The organism is Pararhizobium sp. LjRoot235 (genome assembly GCF_964254145.1).
GTDB lineage: Bacteria > Pseudomonadota > Alphaproteobacteria > Rhizobiales > Rhizobiaceae > Pararhizobium.
The window spans coordinates 825,935-839,923 of the sequence record NZ_CAXUSP020000002.1 but is presented as its reverse complement, the minus strand read 5'-3'; the positions used below and the strand labels follow the sequence as shown (position 1 = coordinate 839,923).

General features: G+C 62.1%; 13 protein-coding genes. 9 read left to right on the top strand and 4 right to left on the bottom strand.

All coding sequences use genetic code 11. The features are described 5' to 3' along the window. Position 1: 1 nt before the first annotated feature. Complete coding sequence (locus ACSQ2Z_RS24690; RefSeq protein WP_436083837.1) at positions 2-1,027, top strand: glycosyltransferase family 2 protein; 1,026 nt, start codon at positions 2-4, stop codon at positions 1,025-1,027. Between the two features lie 8 nt (positions 1,028-1,035). Beyond that, entirely contained in the window at positions 1,036-2,835 is a 1,800-nt protein-coding gene (locus ACSQ2Z_RS24685; RefSeq protein ID WP_436083836.1) for an ABC transporter ATP-binding protein, read from the top strand. A gap of 144 nt (positions 2,836-2,979) precedes the next feature. On the opposite strand, the gene ACSQ2Z_RS24680 is transcribed toward ACSQ2Z_RS24685, so the two are convergent. Continuing rightward, positions 2,980-4,011 carry an L-idonate 5-dehydrogenase gene (locus tag ACSQ2Z_RS24680; RefSeq protein WP_436083835.1) on the bottom strand — a complete coding sequence of 344 codons (1,032 nt, stop codon included), beginning with the start codon at positions 4,009-4,011 and terminating at the stop codon, positions 2,980-2,982. Between the two features lie 10 nt (positions 4,012-4,021). Continuing rightward, a complete protein-coding gene (locus tag ACSQ2Z_RS24675; RefSeq protein ID WP_436083834.1) occupies positions 4,022-4,969 on the bottom strand; it encodes a 2-hydroxyacid dehydrogenase in 948 nt (315 codons plus the stop codon). 86 nt (positions 4,970-5,055) lie between these two features. Here ACSQ2Z_RS24675 and ACSQ2Z_RS24670 point away from each other — a divergent pair, with 86 nt between their 5' ends. From ACSQ2Z_RS24670 to ACSQ2Z_RS24655, 4 genes are all read left to right on the top strand, one after another. Further along, entirely contained in the window at positions 5,056-5,814 is a 759-nt protein-coding gene (locus ACSQ2Z_RS24670; protein ID WP_436083833.1) for an SDR family oxidoreductase, read from the top strand. A 129-nt stretch (positions 5,815-5,943) separates the two neighbouring features. Then, positions 5,944-6,831 carry an NAD(P)-dependent oxidoreductase gene (locus ACSQ2Z_RS24665; RefSeq protein ID WP_436083832.1) on the top strand — a complete coding sequence of 296 codons (888 nt, stop codon included), beginning with the start codon at positions 5,944-5,946 and terminating at the stop codon, positions 6,829-6,831. Further along, positions 6,828-7,160 (top strand): hypothetical protein, encoded by a 333-nt coding sequence (locus ACSQ2Z_RS24660; protein ID WP_436083831.1) that lies wholly within the window; start codon positions 6,828-6,830, stop codon positions 7,158-7,160. Before ACSQ2Z_RS24665 ends, ACSQ2Z_RS24660 begins: the two co-directional genes overlap by 4 nt. 428 nt (positions 7,161-7,588) lie before the next feature. Next, entirely contained in the window at positions 7,589-8,878 is a 1,290-nt protein-coding gene (locus tag ACSQ2Z_RS24655; RefSeq protein WP_436083830.1) for an amidohydrolase family protein, read from the top strand. 99 nt (positions 8,879-8,977) lie between these two features. Here the strand turns inward: ACSQ2Z_RS24655 and ACSQ2Z_RS24650 are convergent, their stop codons facing one another. Together ACSQ2Z_RS24650 and ACSQ2Z_RS24645 are read right to left on the bottom strand one after the other, a co-directional pair. Continuing rightward, entirely contained in the window at positions 8,978-9,622 is a 645-nt protein-coding gene (locus tag ACSQ2Z_RS24650; RefSeq protein WP_436083829.1) for a Vgb family protein, read from the bottom strand. Positions 9,623-9,655: 33 nt separating this feature from the next. Then, entirely contained in the window at positions 9,656-10,876 is a 1,221-nt protein-coding gene (locus tag ACSQ2Z_RS24645; protein WP_436083828.1) for a helix-turn-helix domain-containing protein, read from the bottom strand. A gap of 121 nt (positions 10,877-10,997) precedes the next feature. Here ACSQ2Z_RS24645 and ACSQ2Z_RS24640 point away from each other — a divergent pair, with 121 nt between their 5' ends. The 3 genes from ACSQ2Z_RS24640 to ACSQ2Z_RS24630 all read left to right on the top strand — a co-directional run bounded on the left by ACSQ2Z_RS24640 (position 10,998) and on the right by ACSQ2Z_RS24630 (position 13,980). Further along, entirely contained in the window at positions 10,998-11,795 is a 798-nt protein-coding gene (locus tag ACSQ2Z_RS24640; protein WP_436083827.1) for a DUF899 domain-containing protein, read from the top strand. A gap of 460 nt (positions 11,796-12,255) precedes the next feature. Continuing rightward, entirely contained in the window at positions 12,256-12,702 is a 447-nt protein-coding gene (locus tag ACSQ2Z_RS24635; protein WP_436083826.1) for an SRPBCC family protein, read from the top strand. Between the two features lie 216 nt (positions 12,703-12,918). Next, the gene (locus ACSQ2Z_RS24630; protein ID WP_436083825.1) at positions 12,919-13,980 is read left to right on the top strand and encodes an adenylate/guanylate cyclase domain-containing protein; all 1,062 of its coding nucleotides are present in this window, start codon (positions 12,919-12,921) and stop codon (positions 13,978-13,980) included. The last annotated feature ends 9 nt before the right edge of the window (positions 13,981-13,989 follow it).

Below are 13,989 nucleotides of genomic sequence, written 5' to 3'. Positions count from 1 at the left end.
TATGGCTCCGGAACGCCCCAAAATCGTCCAAGAGTGCACCCGGGCCAATGTTGCCGCTCCATCACCTGCCGAGCGACGCGAACCGCTGGCAAGCTTCATTGTCTGCACAAGGAACCGCGCCGAGGCACTGGAGGCCTGCATCAAATCAATTGAGGAAGCCTGCCAGTCTCATGCAACGGTCACGAGCGAACTCGTGGTGGTCGACAACGGTTCAACGGACGACACGGCCGAACGGTTGATCCATATCGCCGCGACGTTAAGCATTGCGATTACGATTGTAACAGAGCCGCGCCCGGGCCTGGCCGCCGCCCGCAATGCAGGAATGGAACGGTCGCGCGGCCGGATACTCGTTTTTATCGATGACGATTGCAAAGTCGACTGTCGCTACCTGCAGGATTTGGAACGGCATTACGCGACCGGCGAGCGTTGCATCATCCGCGGCGGTCGCGTCGAACTCGGCAGTTCGCTCGATTTCCCCTTCACAATCAAGCGGTCGCAGAGGCGCGAGCGTTTTACCCAAGATGTCCATCCTGGCGGCTTCATATTGGGCTGTAACATGACGATGCATCGTGAGATTGCACTCCGGGTCGGCCATTTCGACGAACGGCTTGGGGCCGGCAGTTCCCTGAAGTCGGCCGAGGACACGGATTACCTGGTCAGGGCTTTTCAACTCGGCATCCCGATTGAATATGTTCCCGACATGACCGTCCTTCACTATCATGGTCGAAACACACGCGAGGCAATCGAAAGGCTTCACCGAGATTACAGCCTTGGGAATGGGGCGCTTTGCCTGAAACACATCCTCAAGGCTCCCTGGCTGCTTCGCCATTTTTGCTGGTCCGTGAGGTCAGCGTGGCGGGAACTTTTTGGCGGCCCCCGGTTCGATCCTGAGGTTTCTCTGTCCCACTGGCCGATCGTGTTCATGAATTTGCTCGGAGCGGCCCGGTTCGCGCGTGTTGCCATAACCAGACGGGCGCAGCCCTCTGAAGTAACCCAGATCAAACAGGCGGCTCGTTCGCTGAGGTGATATCGATCATGTTGCAATTCCTCCTGCCGGGCTTTCAGGTACTGCGCAGCACACTTGGACGACAGAGGCGCCTGCTTGCGGCTGTCGTTGCTCTGGGGCTGGGCAGCGCCGTGCTTGAAGGCGCAGGCATCGGCCTCATCATTCCAATGCTCGGCATCATTGCCGGTCAGAAGGACGGCGCGGGCGCAAGCGGACTGTCTGCCCTCTTTGAACAGGTGGGGTCGGGCTTCGACGATGGAGAACGATTGATGGTGATCTCCGTTGCCGTTCTTGCATTGATCACCCTGAAGAACATTCTCGCATTTGCGAATACCGTCCTTACCAATTTCATCTATGGCAAAGCCAGCGATGCCATACGAAGCGCGCTCGCCGATCAGCTGTTGAGGGTTGGTTACCCGTTTTTCCTGCAACAAAGCCCGGGGCGATTGCTGAACATTATTTCCAACGAGTCCTGGCGCGCGTCGGATGCGATGCAGACAGTCCTTGGTGCAATCGTGAACGCATCGGCCGCCGTCATTCTGCTCGGCTTCCTGCTGCTCCTGTCATGGCAGATGACGTTGTGCGTCGCGCTTGGGCTCGTTATCGTCCAACTCGCACACGCGCTTTTATCGGCAAGCCTTAAAAATCCGAGCCGCAATGTCGCATCGCTCAACAGTGAACTTGCCGCAAGGATGCTCCACCTCGTTCACGCCGGGCGGCTCATCCGCGTGTTCGGACAGGAGCCGCGGGAAAAGGCCGTCTTCGACACCGCATCGGACGCAGTTCGGAAAGCAGGCTTCGTCCTCCAAACCCGGCAGGGCGCTCTGCCGCCACTGACCGAAGTGCTGCACTCGGCTCTCTTTCTGGCGGCGGTCGTGAGCGCATGGACTTTGGGAGTGACCTTTCCCGTTATTGTGGCGTTCGTCGTCCTTCTCTATCGGTTGCAGCCGCATATCCGCGCCCTGCAGCTGGCGTGGAGCCAAATACAGGGCTGGAGCGGCTCTTTGGAAGAGGTGCGATGGCTGTTGGACCCGTCGGACAAGCCGCCACCGCCGGCAGGCGATGAACCGGCCCGGGCCTTGCGCCAACAGATCAAATTTGACCGCGTGACGTTCAAGTACCCCGGCGCGGACGCACGGCCTGGCGTTCTGCGGGCCGCAACATTTGAAGTCCGGAGCGGTTGTTCGACAGCCATCATCGGTCGATCGGGCGCCGGAAAGACGACGATCGTCAATCTCCTGTGCCGGTTTGTTGAGCCCGATCAGGGCCAAATTCTGATCGACGGGATGCCTCTGAACACAATCGATCCGGCCCAATGGCGAAGCCAGATTGCCCTTGCCAGCCAGGATCTTGAACTGGTGGATGGCACTATTCTGGAGAACATCACTTATGGTCGGATCGCTTCAATAGCCGATGCGGAGCATGCCGCCCGGCTTGCAGAGGCGCACGAATTTATCGAGAAACTCCCTCAAGGCTACGAAACGATCGTCGGCTATCGCGGCGCAAGTCTGTCGGCCGGGCAGCGCCAGCGAATAGCGCTGGCGAGAGCCTTGGTGCGGGATCCCGAAGTCCTCATTCTCGATGAAGCAACAAACGCCATGGATGGCCTGTCGGAAGCCGCAATCGTCGAGACCTTGAGGTCGAGGGCCGGTCGCCGCACGACCATTGTGATCAGCCACCACCGCAGCACGATTTCGTTCTGCGACGACATCGTCATCCTAGGCGACGGCCGGGTGAGGAACCAGGCTCCGTTTGCAGCAGTCGCCTCGTTGAGCATGGACCAGCTCTACGAGCACGAAATCGACGAAACACGCCTTTCTTCGCGCTAGCGGCAAACGCTCTTGTTCGCGACCTTACTCGTGTTCCAGGTCCACATCAGGAGCTTCGACTGCGGAATTTGGGGCGAGCGTGACACCGCCGCGCAACCTTCACCGGTTGCGCACCGGTTCGGGCAGGCCACGGCAGTTCCTTCCTTAGGCGAATGCGATCTGCGCCTTCATCGCCTGGCTACGGTCGCTGGCCAGTTCGAAGGCCGAGACAGCGTCTGTCAGCGCCACGGTATGGGTGATCAGCGGCTTGACGTCGATCAAGCCTTTCTGCATCAATTCGACACCCATGGCGAATTCCTCATGGAAGCGGAAGGAGCCGCGCAGATCCAGTTCCTTCGCGGTTATCGCCATCATCGGCAGGTTCATATCGCCGCCGAGCCCGAGCTGCACGATGATGCCGCGCGGCCGCAGTGCATTGATGCCGGCGATCAGGGCCGGGGCAGCGCCGGAGCATTCGAACAGCACATCGAACGCGCCTTTGTTAGCAGCATAAGGGGTCAGTGCATCCGGCTCGTTCCCCATATTAATCACGCGGTCCGCGCCGGCCTTTCGCGCCACCGACAGGGTGAAATCAGAGAGATCGGTTGCCACGATTTCCCCTGCACCGGCACGCCGTGCCGCTAGAATGGCCAGAACACCGATCGGACCGCAGCCGGTGACCAGAACCCGCTTGCCCAGCATCTCTCCGGCACGACGCGTTGCATGTAAAACGACCGCCAGCGGTTCGGCTATGGCCGCTTCGCCCGGCGTCAACCCGTCAGCCGGAACGCACTGGATCACATCAGCCACAAGCTTTTCGCGGAAAGCGCCCTGAATATGCGGAAACGGCATGGCGCTGCCATAAAAGCGCATGTTGAGGCACTGATTGTGCAGCCCCTCCTGGCAGAAGCGGCAGGTCCGGCAGGGACGCGACGGCGACACGGCCACCAGTTGCCCCGGCACCAGACCGTCGACGCCCGTCCCCAATTCCTCCACATAAGCCGAGACCTCGTGGCCAAGGATCATCGGTTCACGCAGCCGGATCGCGCCAAAGCCGCCATGGTTGAAGTAATGCAGGTCACTGCCGCATATCCCGCCTGTCGCAAGCTGCAGCAGCACCTCATTGGGACCGGGTTTTTCGGCCGCACGTTCTTCAATCCGCAGATCCCGAGCCGCATGGACAACGATTGCTTTCATGGATGTCTCCTCACAAGACAAGGGTCAGCAGGGGCTGACCGGCAAAATGCGCCGAGAGATTGTCACGGACCAGCTTGCCCATGGCCTTGCGGGTCTCGATCGTGCCCGAAGCATGATGCGGCTGGAGCAACACATTCGGCAGATCGATGAAGCGCGGGTTGAGGGCCGGCTCGCCTTCGAACACATCCAGCGCCGCGGAGCCCAAAGCGCCGGTCTCCAACGCGTCGAGCAGGGCGGCCTCGTCGATGTTGGAAGCGCGGGAAATGTTAATCAGCATGCCCTCCGGCCCGAGCGCCGCAATGACATCGCGACCGACGATGTGACGGGTTGCTGCCGAAGCTGCGAGCGTGACGAAGAGAAAGTCCGAGCGCGCGGCCAGGGCCACCGGGTCGGCGATGAACTCCCAGTCGGGCGCATAATCCTTGGCCGCAACATCGGAATAGGCGATCTCCAGGTCGAAGCCATTCAGGCGCTTGGCCACTTCGAAGCCGATGCGGCCAAGGCCCAGAACGCCGGCGCGCCGGCCCCAGACCCGGCGCTTCAGCGGATAGAGCCCCTTGGCCGCCCAGCTGCCATCGCGCACCCAGGTCTCGGCGCCAATCATGCCGCGTGACTGGCAGAGCATCATCGCAACGCCCAGGTCCGCGACATCATTTGTCAGAACATCGGGCGTATTGGTGACGCGGATGCCGCGTTCGCGGCAGGCCGCCAGATCGACGGCATCGAAACCGACGCCATAAACGGAGATCACTTCGAGCGACGGGCAGGCCTCGATCATGGCCCGGTTCGCACCCAGTTCGCCGCGCGTGGCAATGGCGCGGATCGACGGCCCGACGCTGGCCAGAAAAGCCGACTTGTCAGCCGCATCGAAATAGCGATGAATGGCAAATGCCTCGTTCAGCGGGCCTTCGTCCCATTCCGGATAGGGTCCGACCTGCAGGATCTGGTGTCTGGTCATTTGGCATCTCCGTCCCTTGACAATAAATGTTATCGATAACATAAACATGCGAAAGAGCGTTGTCGAGATGAAAAAGGAGGAAAGCGATGGCTCACGGATTGTTCGATCTGACAGGAAAACGCGCCCTTGTGACGGGATCCTCGCAGGGTATAGGCTTTGCTCTGGCGCGCGGATTGCGCGAAGCCGGCGCGAACGTGGTGCTCAACGGCCGTGATGAGGCAAAGCTCGACGTGGCGGCAAAAACGCTCGACGGCACGGTCCATCAACTCGTTTTCGACGCAACCGATCACACGGCCGTGCGTACCGCTATCGACGATTTCGAGGCGAAGATCGGGGCGATCGATATCCTGGTAAACAATGCCGGGATGCAGCACCGTGCGCCGCTGGAAGATTTCCCCGCGGATGCTTTCGAGCGCCTGTTGCGCACCAATATCTCGACGGTCTTCAATGTCGGCCAGGCCTGCGCCCGCCACATGATCAGCCGCCGGGCGGGCAAGATCATTAATATCGCCAGCGTCCAGACGGCGCTCGCCCGGCCTGGCATCGCGCCTTACACTGCGACCAAGGGTGCCGTCGGCAATCTTACCAAGGGCATGGCGACCGACTGGGCCAAATACGGCCTGCAGTGCAATGCCATCGCGCCGGGCTATTTCGATACGCCGCTCAACGCTGCCCTTGTGGCCGACCCCGATTTCTCGGCCTGGCTCACCAAGCGGACGCCGGCCGGCCGCTGGGGCAAGGTCGAGGAGCTTCTCGGCGCCTGCATCTTCCTGGCGTCCAACGCTTCGTCTTTCGTCAATGGGCATGTGCTCTATGTCGACGGCGGCATAACAGCGTCGCTCTGACATGGCGGCGCGCATGGTGCTGATGGGTGTGGCAGGTTGCGGCAAGCCTTCCGTCGGTACCGCATTGACGGCACGGATTGATGCCATTGCGGCACAATTGGGAGACATCCGGGTGGGAGGAGTTCCGAAATGACGAACAATGTGGCCTTGATAGGCGCCGGCGCGATGGGGGGCGCCATCGGCACTCGGCTGGCAGAGACGGGCAACCGGCTGGTGGTCTTCGATCTTGATCCGGCAAAAGTGCAGGCGCTGGTCGACAAGGGGGCCATTTCAGCGCCCAGTGCAGCGGAAGCGGCCGCCCAATCGGACTATGTGATCCTCAGCCTCAACTCGGCAAAGGTCGTCCGGGCGGCCGTGTTCAGTGCCGGCGGCGTCGCCGAAGGTGCCCGACCGGGGACCTTGATCATCGACATGTCGTCGATCGATCCGGAAGCGACGAGGGCGCTGGCGGCCGATGCGGCGGAAAAGGACCTGCGCTGGGTCGACAGCCCGCTTTCGGGTGGCGCACCGAAGGCGCTGATCGGCCAATTGACTTTGATGGCCGGAGGTGCGGATCAGGACGTCGCCGACGCTTACGAGGTTCTGAAGCACGTTGCCAGCAATTACACGCATATGGGTCCGTCGGGCGCGGGACAGACGACGAAGCTGATCAATCAGGTGCTGTGCGGCCTCAATTTCCTCGCCGTCGCGGAAGCCACGCAACTGGCACTCGATGCCGGCGTCGATGCGGCAAAGATTCCGCAGGCACTCAAGGGTGGGCGCGCCGACAGCGCCATATTGCAGGAATATATGCCGCGCTTCGTCACCAAGGACTACAGGCGCACCGGGCGCATCGACAACATGGTCAAGGATCTGAACGGCGCGCAGGACCTGGCGCGCCTGACCAATACGGCCATGCCGCTGACGGCAACCTGCGCCGAGGTGCATCGCATGCTGACGGCCGCCGGCCTTGGCGGTGAAGACCAGGCCGCATTGATGGAATTTTTCCGGGGACCAAACAAGGATATCATCCAATGATCACACGCTACGCTCTGTTTGAAGGCAAAGTAAAGGACGGTCAGACCGAGGCGTTTCGCGCTGCCGTGCTCGACACCATCCTGCCGAAATGGAAGGCCTTTCCCGGCGCCCTTGATGTCCGCGTCAGCTTCACAGACGCGCGCGACGATGGCGCACCGGAAATCCCGATGATCCTCGCCATCAATTATCCCGATCTGCCCTCTGTCGAAGCCGCCCTGGCAAGCCCGGCCCGTGCTGCTGCGAAAGCTGCGACGGAACAGGTAATGGCCCGTTTCTTCGACGGTCGCATCCACCACCACGTCACTCAAGCGAACGAATTCCCGCTCTGATCGGGACGATCGACACTGGCGGCGCGGCACCCTTTTCAAGCACCGCGCCGCCTCCAAGCAAAAGACGTGCGTCCCACAAGTCTACCGCAACATTTGCAATCGCCGGTTAAACCGGATCTATTGAGCTGGTAGCGATGACATGGCGCCATGCATTACAAGCGCAAACCTCCAACCATGGCAGATGTGGCCAAGAAGGCCGGCTTGGTTTGCATTCGCTCGTTATGTTCGCCTCCTGGCGGTCGGGCCGGGCACTCTTCGTTGCCCTCATGGTGGTCTTCCTTGATGCGTTTCAGCTCCGCCTGCCAACAGCGATAGGCTTGTGCCCTATCCGCTCTTTTAGATGACGCCTATATCCTTTCTATCGTCGCCCTTGGCATCACGGCTCGCCGCGGCGAACGTTGACATAATCCAATTCCCATGAGGTTCCCATGTTCGATCTGATCGTCAGAAATGCAAATCTCCCCGATGGCCGCACGGGCGTCGACATAGGCATCGCCGGCAAGAAGATTGTCGCGGTCGAGAGGAATCTCGAGGCGCAAGCAAAGGACGAAATCGATGCAACGGAGCGCCTGGTCACACCGCCATTTGTGGATCCGCATTTTCATATGGATGCGACCCTCTCCCTCGGCTTGCCGCGCATGAACGTTTCGGGCACGCTGCTGGAGGGCATTGCCCTCTGGGGCGAACTCCGCTCGAACGCAACCAAGGAGGAACTGGTCGATCGCGCGCTACGTTATTGCGATCTGGCGGTCACGCAAGGTCTGCTTTTCATCCGGAGCCATGTCGATACCAGCGATCCCAAACTGATAACCGTCGAAGCAATGATTGAGGTCCGCGAGAAGGTCGCGCCCTATATCGACCTGCAGCTGGTCGCTTTTCCCCAGGATGGTTACTATCGCTCGCCGGGCGCGATCGACGCCCTTGAGCGCGCGCTCGACATGGGTGTCGATATCGTTGGCGGCATTCCCCATTTCGAGCGCACGATGGGCGAGGGCACTGCTTCGGTTGAAGCGCTCTGCCGCATCGCTGCCGATCGCGGGCTCCCGGTCGACATGCATTGCGACGAAACTGACGATCCGCTCTCACGCCATATCGAGACGCTGGCTGCGCAAACCATCCGCTTTGGCCTTGAGGGACGCGTCGCCGGCTCGCATCTAACGTCGATGCATTCGATGGACAACTACTATGTTTCCAAGCTCATCCCGCTGATGGCGGAGGCGCAGATCAACGTGATCCCCAATCCCTTGATCAACATCATGCTGCAGGGCCGGCACGACACCTATCCGAAACGTCGTGGCATGACCCGCATACGCGAGCTGATGGATGCCGGGCTCAATGTTTCCTTCGGGCACGATTGCGTCATGGATCCCTGGTATTCGATGGGATCGGGCGACATGTTGGAGGTCGGCCACATGGCCATCCATGTGGCGCAGATGGGCAGCATCGAGGACAAGAAGAAAATCTTCGACGCGCTGACCGTCAATTCGGCAAAGACGATGGGCATCGAAGGCTACGGTCTGGAACCGGGTTGCAATGCAGATCTCGTCGTCCTTCAGGCACGGGATACGCTGGAAGCGTTACGACTGAAACCAAACCGGCTGGCAGTGATCCGGTGCGGCAAAATCATCGCCCGCTCGGAGCCGCGCATTGGTGAGCTTTTCCTGGAAGGGCGCCCGGCAAAGATTGACGGCGGTCGAGATTACGCGCCTCGCCGTTGAGGTGCGATATCGGCGCAACTTGCCGCCCGCCAGCGCCGCTTCGGCTTGCTCGTGGTGTCAACGGGGGTCTCGGCGCCGGGGCCTGCCCGCAGTGCCTGGTCAGGGCTGGCGGCGTCTGGGCCGGCGGACAGCGCGCACCTTACCGCTGCCTCCGCCCCCGCAGAAAAACTGATCGCCGCCATCAGACTCAAGTCCCGACACACCCACTCCAATCGGCATCTCGAGCCTCTCCAGGACCTCTCCCGTTTCAGGATCGATACGCCTGACATCGCTTTCGTCACCTTCCCAGGTGCCGTGCCAGAGTTGGCCGTCGACCCAGGTGACGCCTGTGACGACACGCTTGGACTCGATGGTGCGAAGAACCGCCCCTGTTTGGGGATCGATTTGATGGATCTTCCGGCCTCGATGCTGGCCCACCCAGAGTGTGCCTTCGGCCCAGGCGAGCCCGGAATCGCCACCGTCGCCGGGCGCAGGGATCGTGGTGAGTATGCGGCCGGTCTTCGGATCGATTTTGTGGATGCGATCCTCGGCGATTTGATAGAGGTGCTGACCGTCGAAAGCCGTCCCGGCATGCGCGGCGACATCAATCGACCGAACCATGTTGCCGCTCGCCGGATCAAAGGCGTTAACCTTGTCGCCTGACGCAAACCAGACGTTCTGACCGTCAAACGTGACGCCATTTACGCGGTCGGCTCCCGGAAAGGGCCCATATTCACGGAGTATCTCGGCAGCGGAGCGCTTCATGATTGCATCCTCATCATATGCGGTACGTCAATATTAGTCACTCGGCAGCGGACCGGGGAGTAACAAGATAGTCGGGAAACCTGGCACCGGCGGTGTCATCCAGCGACGCGCCCGCCCGTGACCGAACGATTGCACCTTGCCTGTCGTTGAAAGCTGATCGAGCGCCCGCTGCACAGTACGAGGGCTGGCGCCGAGCGCAATCGCGAGCGCTGAGCTCGACCACGCCTCGCCGTCGGCAAGAAAGGCAAGCACACCGGCATGCTGCTCGTCAACGGGCGGGGCCAGCATGACGACTTCGCATGCACGGCGCGGCTTCATCGCAAAGCCGCGCTTCGTCGCACTGACGTCAGCAAGCGTCCCAAGCGCGGCGCGCAGTCGCCCGACCTCGACCCGCAGCCGCGCGCGATGCGATTCGTCGACATGTTTCCCCCCGAAGGCGCGTGCGATCAGCGTACTGCGGCCGACGTCTCCGGGCCATGCCTCAGCCAGTGCGCGCGCCAGCGCGAACAGGACCGGGCGTGTCGCGAGCGAAACTGTTGTGCCCCGCTCACGAACGGCAAAGCGGCATGCGTCTACGACAAGTGTCTCTGACGCCAGCAGTCCTTCGACATCCTCGAGCAGCAGGGGACGCTCCTCGCCATGCGCGATTAACCGTGCTGCGGGCGTATTCAGGACGAGGAACGCGCTTTCGACCTCCGCCGTCAGCGCAGGAATGTCAACCTGATGTGCGGCTTGCCCTGCCCGCAAGAGCGCAGTGCGGGCCGCCTTCGTATCAAGGCGCCGGATAGCGATGCCCGCAACCACAAGGGCGTGCGCGGCTCTTGTGGCAGGCGGGAGCGACGTGGGATCAAGATCAGTGAGCGTGCGCTCGGCCTCGTCAAGGTGGCCGAGCAGCAGCAGACGCCGGACTTCGAGATTGCGCGCATGCGCGGCATTGACGCCGTCGCCATGCGCTTCCAACGTCACCCGCGCCAGCTCGAGCGACTTGGCCGGCCAAGAGAGGTCGCGCGAGACAAGCGCGATCTCTGCTTGGGCGACGATACATCGCGCCCGCGCCACCGCCTCTCTCGGGCCGAACGCGCGCGCGGCACTTTTCAGAAGTGCTTTTGCCCGAGCGAAATCGCCGAGCTGTGCCATCACGATACCTCGGAGCGCCAGCGCCGGCGCGTCGTCACGCAAGGCGACCCGCTTCAATGCGCCGAGGCGATCACCTGCCGCGAGCGCACGCGCTGCAGCGGTGATCAGCGAGTCCATCGGAATCCCGTCACACTTGTAACTCCCATGAGTTCGTTCATCGGCCCTAATCTATTCACGACCAGCAAGCAACACGTCGCACCGATAATGGTGGACGACAGACAGCCAGAAGGAAAGAACGATGATGGATCATATGACAGGGACACGTGAAGAGTGGCTGAAAGCGCGGCTCGATCTGCTCCAGGATGAGAAGGAGCTCACTCGGCGCAGCGACGAGTTGGCACGGCGACGGCAGGAATTGCCCTGGGTCCGGGTCGACAAGGAATACCTGTTCGACACCGATGAAGGCAGCGCCTCGCTGGCGGATCTTTTCAGGGGGCGTTCGCAACTGCTCGTATACCATTTCATGTTCGGGCCTGACTATACGGCCGGGTGCCCATCATGCTCTTCGATCGCGGACGGGTTCAACGGCATTACCACCCATCTGGAGAACCACGATGTCGCCTTCTCGGCCATATCGCGCGCGCCGCTGGCAAAATTGCAAGCCTTCAAGCATCGGATGGGGTGGAGTTTTCCTTGGGCCTCCTCTTTCAGCAGCGATTTCAACCGCGACTTCAGCGTCTGGTTCACCGCGGAGCAACAACGCGAAGGCAGCATCGAATATAACTTCCGCCGCGAGGCGCCGAGCCCCGAGGCACTTGCAGGCCAGACCATGCAGGAATGGAAGTTGCGCGGCAGCGAGGGACCGGTCGCCCAAATCGCTGCCATGACGGGCACCGACGTTGCCACATATACCCGCGATAGGCCTGGCCTCAGTGCCTTCGTGCTCAACGAGGGCACCATCTACCACACCTATTCCAGCTATGCGCGCGGACTGGACGGCATCTGGGGCATGTATCAATGGCTCGATCGTGCGCCGATGGGGCGAAACGAAAACGGTATTTGGTGGCGCCTCCACGACGAATACGGCCAAGGCTGAACATTCGATGGCCCTCCACTCCAATAACGCACAGGGGATGCCACCCGCAGGCAGCGGATCTGCGGGTGGCGGCAGCGGCAGCGTTGGCGCCCGCAGCGCCGCCGATTGGTTATGTCTCGCAGCCGCGCCGACATTCGCAATGATGACACTGCTGACAGCATTTGACGGTGATGCCGACATGATCTGCTCGGCCGCACAAGATGCATCACCGTCCAGCGGAATGGCTGTCATGTACGCGCTGATGAGCGTCTTCCATTCGGCGCAGTGGCTAAGATTGATCGCCAGTCGGCGAAACGGGGCCGCCCGGCGATTCTGATCCAGCGATACCAACCAACGGCGCCCTTGTTGAGGACGAGCGTTCGCCTACATACTGTCGCCTGGGGACGTCCCACGACAGCACAGGACGCTCCGGTCCATCCGCCGCTTAAAGGGGCTAGCCAAGCAACCATGGGAGAGACCGATGCAAGAGCCAAACGTCGTTCGCCGCGAGACGCGCATCCCGGCGCCGCCCGCCGCGGTGTTCGCGCTCATGACCGATCCAGAGAATATTCTCCGCTGGATGGGAACAGAAGCGCAGGTCGAGCCTCAGCCTGGAGGACTCTATCTCGTCAATGTCACCGGCGCGAGATTTGCTCGCGGCTCATTTCGCGAGGTGGTGCCGGTACATCGCCTGGCCTACAGCTTCGGCTGGGACGGCAGCGAGGTGGTGCCGCCTGGGTCGAGCTTGGTCGAGATCGACCTGATCGAGCAGCCGGACGGAACGCTTCTGCGTCTGACCCACAGCGGCCTGCCCAATGCCGAGCAATGCGCCGGCCATGCGGAAGGCTGGGCTCATTACCTCGACCGGTTGGCCGAGGTTGCAGCCGGGCGCGAACCGGGTCCGGACCCCTGGGCCGGCCGGGTGTGACTGTTTTTCCGCTTTAGAAATCGTCGCCCTTGATGCAGCCGCCGGCTCGCATGCGTTGGAAGCCGTCCTCAAGAGATTGGGCTGCACGTGTCACCTCACCGCCCGAAGGGTGTCCTGTTGTGGGATGCTCGCAGTCGACAACATGCCGGGCAGAAGGGCAGAAGCACCAGCGCCAGCGCGGATGACAGGATGGGTCCGTCATGGCATGATCGATGCATGGATCTACCCGCGCCCCTTGCCTGGCTGGTTGACGAGGCCGGTGCCTCGCCCAGCCCTGAATCGTTTCTGGCCGAGCTCGGCGACCGGCTGCTGGCCGACGGCCTGCCACTTGCCGGTGGGGCTCTGACGCTCGCGGTGGCGCATCCGATCATCGCCCGCCGCACGTGGCTGTGGCGGGCAGAGACTGGAGCGGTGATGGAGGCGCTGGGTTTCGTCGGCGGTCCGCCCAGCCAAGCGGGGCGCAACTGGCTGGCCGGGCTAGGCCCGGTGCAGGAGGACACTGTCGCGGCTTCGGCACTGGATAACCCGGTGCTGGGCTGGGCCGGAGCCAGGCCATTCGCCCCCTCCGAAGCCGGACGGCTGCGCCAAGCTGCGCGCTTTGCCGCGGCGCCCTTAGCCGCCTTGGGCGCGCGGGCGGCGCTGACGGCGCTGCTCGAGGCCTATCTCGGCCGGCGTAGTGCCGCCCGGGTGCAGGCCGGCACGTTGCGCCGCGGCACCGGGGAGACGATCCGCGCTGCACTGCTCTGTGCCGATCTGCGCGACTTTACCGCCATGTCCGAGGTGACGGAGCCCGCAGCGGTGATCGCCGCCCTCGACGCCTGGTTCGACCGCATCACCGGGGCGGTGCATGCTTTCGGGGGTGAGGTGCTGAAGTTCATCGGCGATGGCGTGCTGGCGATTTTCCCGGTCACCGGCGCGCCAAGCGAAGCCTGCGAGGCGGCGTTGCGCGCGATCGCCGCCGCTCGCGCCGGGATGGCCCATCTCGACGCAGTGCGGCAGGCGCAAGGGCTGTCTCCGCTGCCCTTTGGAGTGGCACTGCATTTCGGCGAGATATTATGGGGCAATATCGGCGCGGCCGACCGGCTGGACTTTACCGCCATCGGTCCCGCGGTAAATCTGGTCAGCCGGCTCGAAGGACTATGCAAGCCCCTTGGTCGCAGTGTGCTCATCTCGGGCGCGGCGGCGACGGAGACGACGACGGCTTTGATCCCCTTAGGCGAGCACCTATTGCGCGGTATCGCCCATCCCTGCTCGGTCTTCACCCTGCTACAGGACTGAGCTGCCTCC

Excerpts from the sequence above, each read along its gene's own strand:
- ACSQ2Z_RS24675 (WP_436083834.1), bottom strand. The coding sequence starts at position 4,969 with ATGACCAGACACCAGATCCTGCAGGTCGGACCCTATCCGGAATGGGAC.
- ACSQ2Z_RS24650 (WP_436083829.1), bottom strand. The coding sequence starts at position 9,622 with ATGAAGCGCTCCGCTGCCGAGATACTCCGTGAATATGGGCCCTTTCCG.
- ACSQ2Z_RS24655 (WP_436083830.1), top strand. The coding sequence starts at position 7,589 with ATGTTCGATCTGATCGTCAGAAATGCAAATCTCCCCGATGGCCGCACG.
- ACSQ2Z_RS24630 (WP_436083825.1), top strand. The coding sequence starts at position 12,919 with ATGGATCTACCCGCGCCCCTTGCCTGGCTGGTTGACGAGGCCGGTGCC.
- ACSQ2Z_RS24660 (WP_436083831.1), top strand. The coding sequence starts at position 6,828 with ATGATCACACGCTACGCTCTGTTTGAAGGCAAAGTAAAGGACGGTCAG.
- ACSQ2Z_RS24690 (WP_436083837.1), top strand. The coding sequence starts at position 2 with ATGGCTCCGGAACGCCCCAAAATCGTCCAAGAGTGCACCCGGGCCAAT.
- ACSQ2Z_RS24685 (WP_436083836.1), top strand. The coding sequence starts at position 1,036 with ATGTTGCAATTCCTCCTGCCGGGCTTTCAGGTACTGCGCAGCACACTT.
- ACSQ2Z_RS24670 (WP_436083833.1), top strand. The coding sequence starts at position 5,056 with ATGGCTCACGGATTGTTCGATCTGACAGGAAAACGCGCCCTTGTGACG.
- ACSQ2Z_RS24680 (WP_436083835.1), bottom strand. The coding sequence starts at position 4,011 with ATGAAAGCAATCGTTGTCCATGCGGCTCGGGATCTGCGGATTGAAGAA.
- ACSQ2Z_RS24640 (WP_436083827.1), top strand. The coding sequence starts at position 10,998 with ATGATGGATCATATGACAGGGACACGTGAAGAGTGGCTGAAAGCGCGG.
- ACSQ2Z_RS24635 (WP_436083826.1), top strand. The coding sequence starts at position 12,256 with ATGCAAGAGCCAAACGTCGTTCGCCGCGAGACGCGCATCCCGGCGCCG.
- ACSQ2Z_RS24645 (WP_436083828.1), bottom strand. The coding sequence starts at position 10,876 with ATGGACTCGCTGATCACCGCTGCAGCGCGTGCGCTCGCGGCAGGTGAT.
- ACSQ2Z_RS24665 (WP_436083832.1), top strand. The coding sequence starts at position 5,944 with ATGACGAACAATGTGGCCTTGATAGGCGCCGGCGCGATGGGGGGCGCC.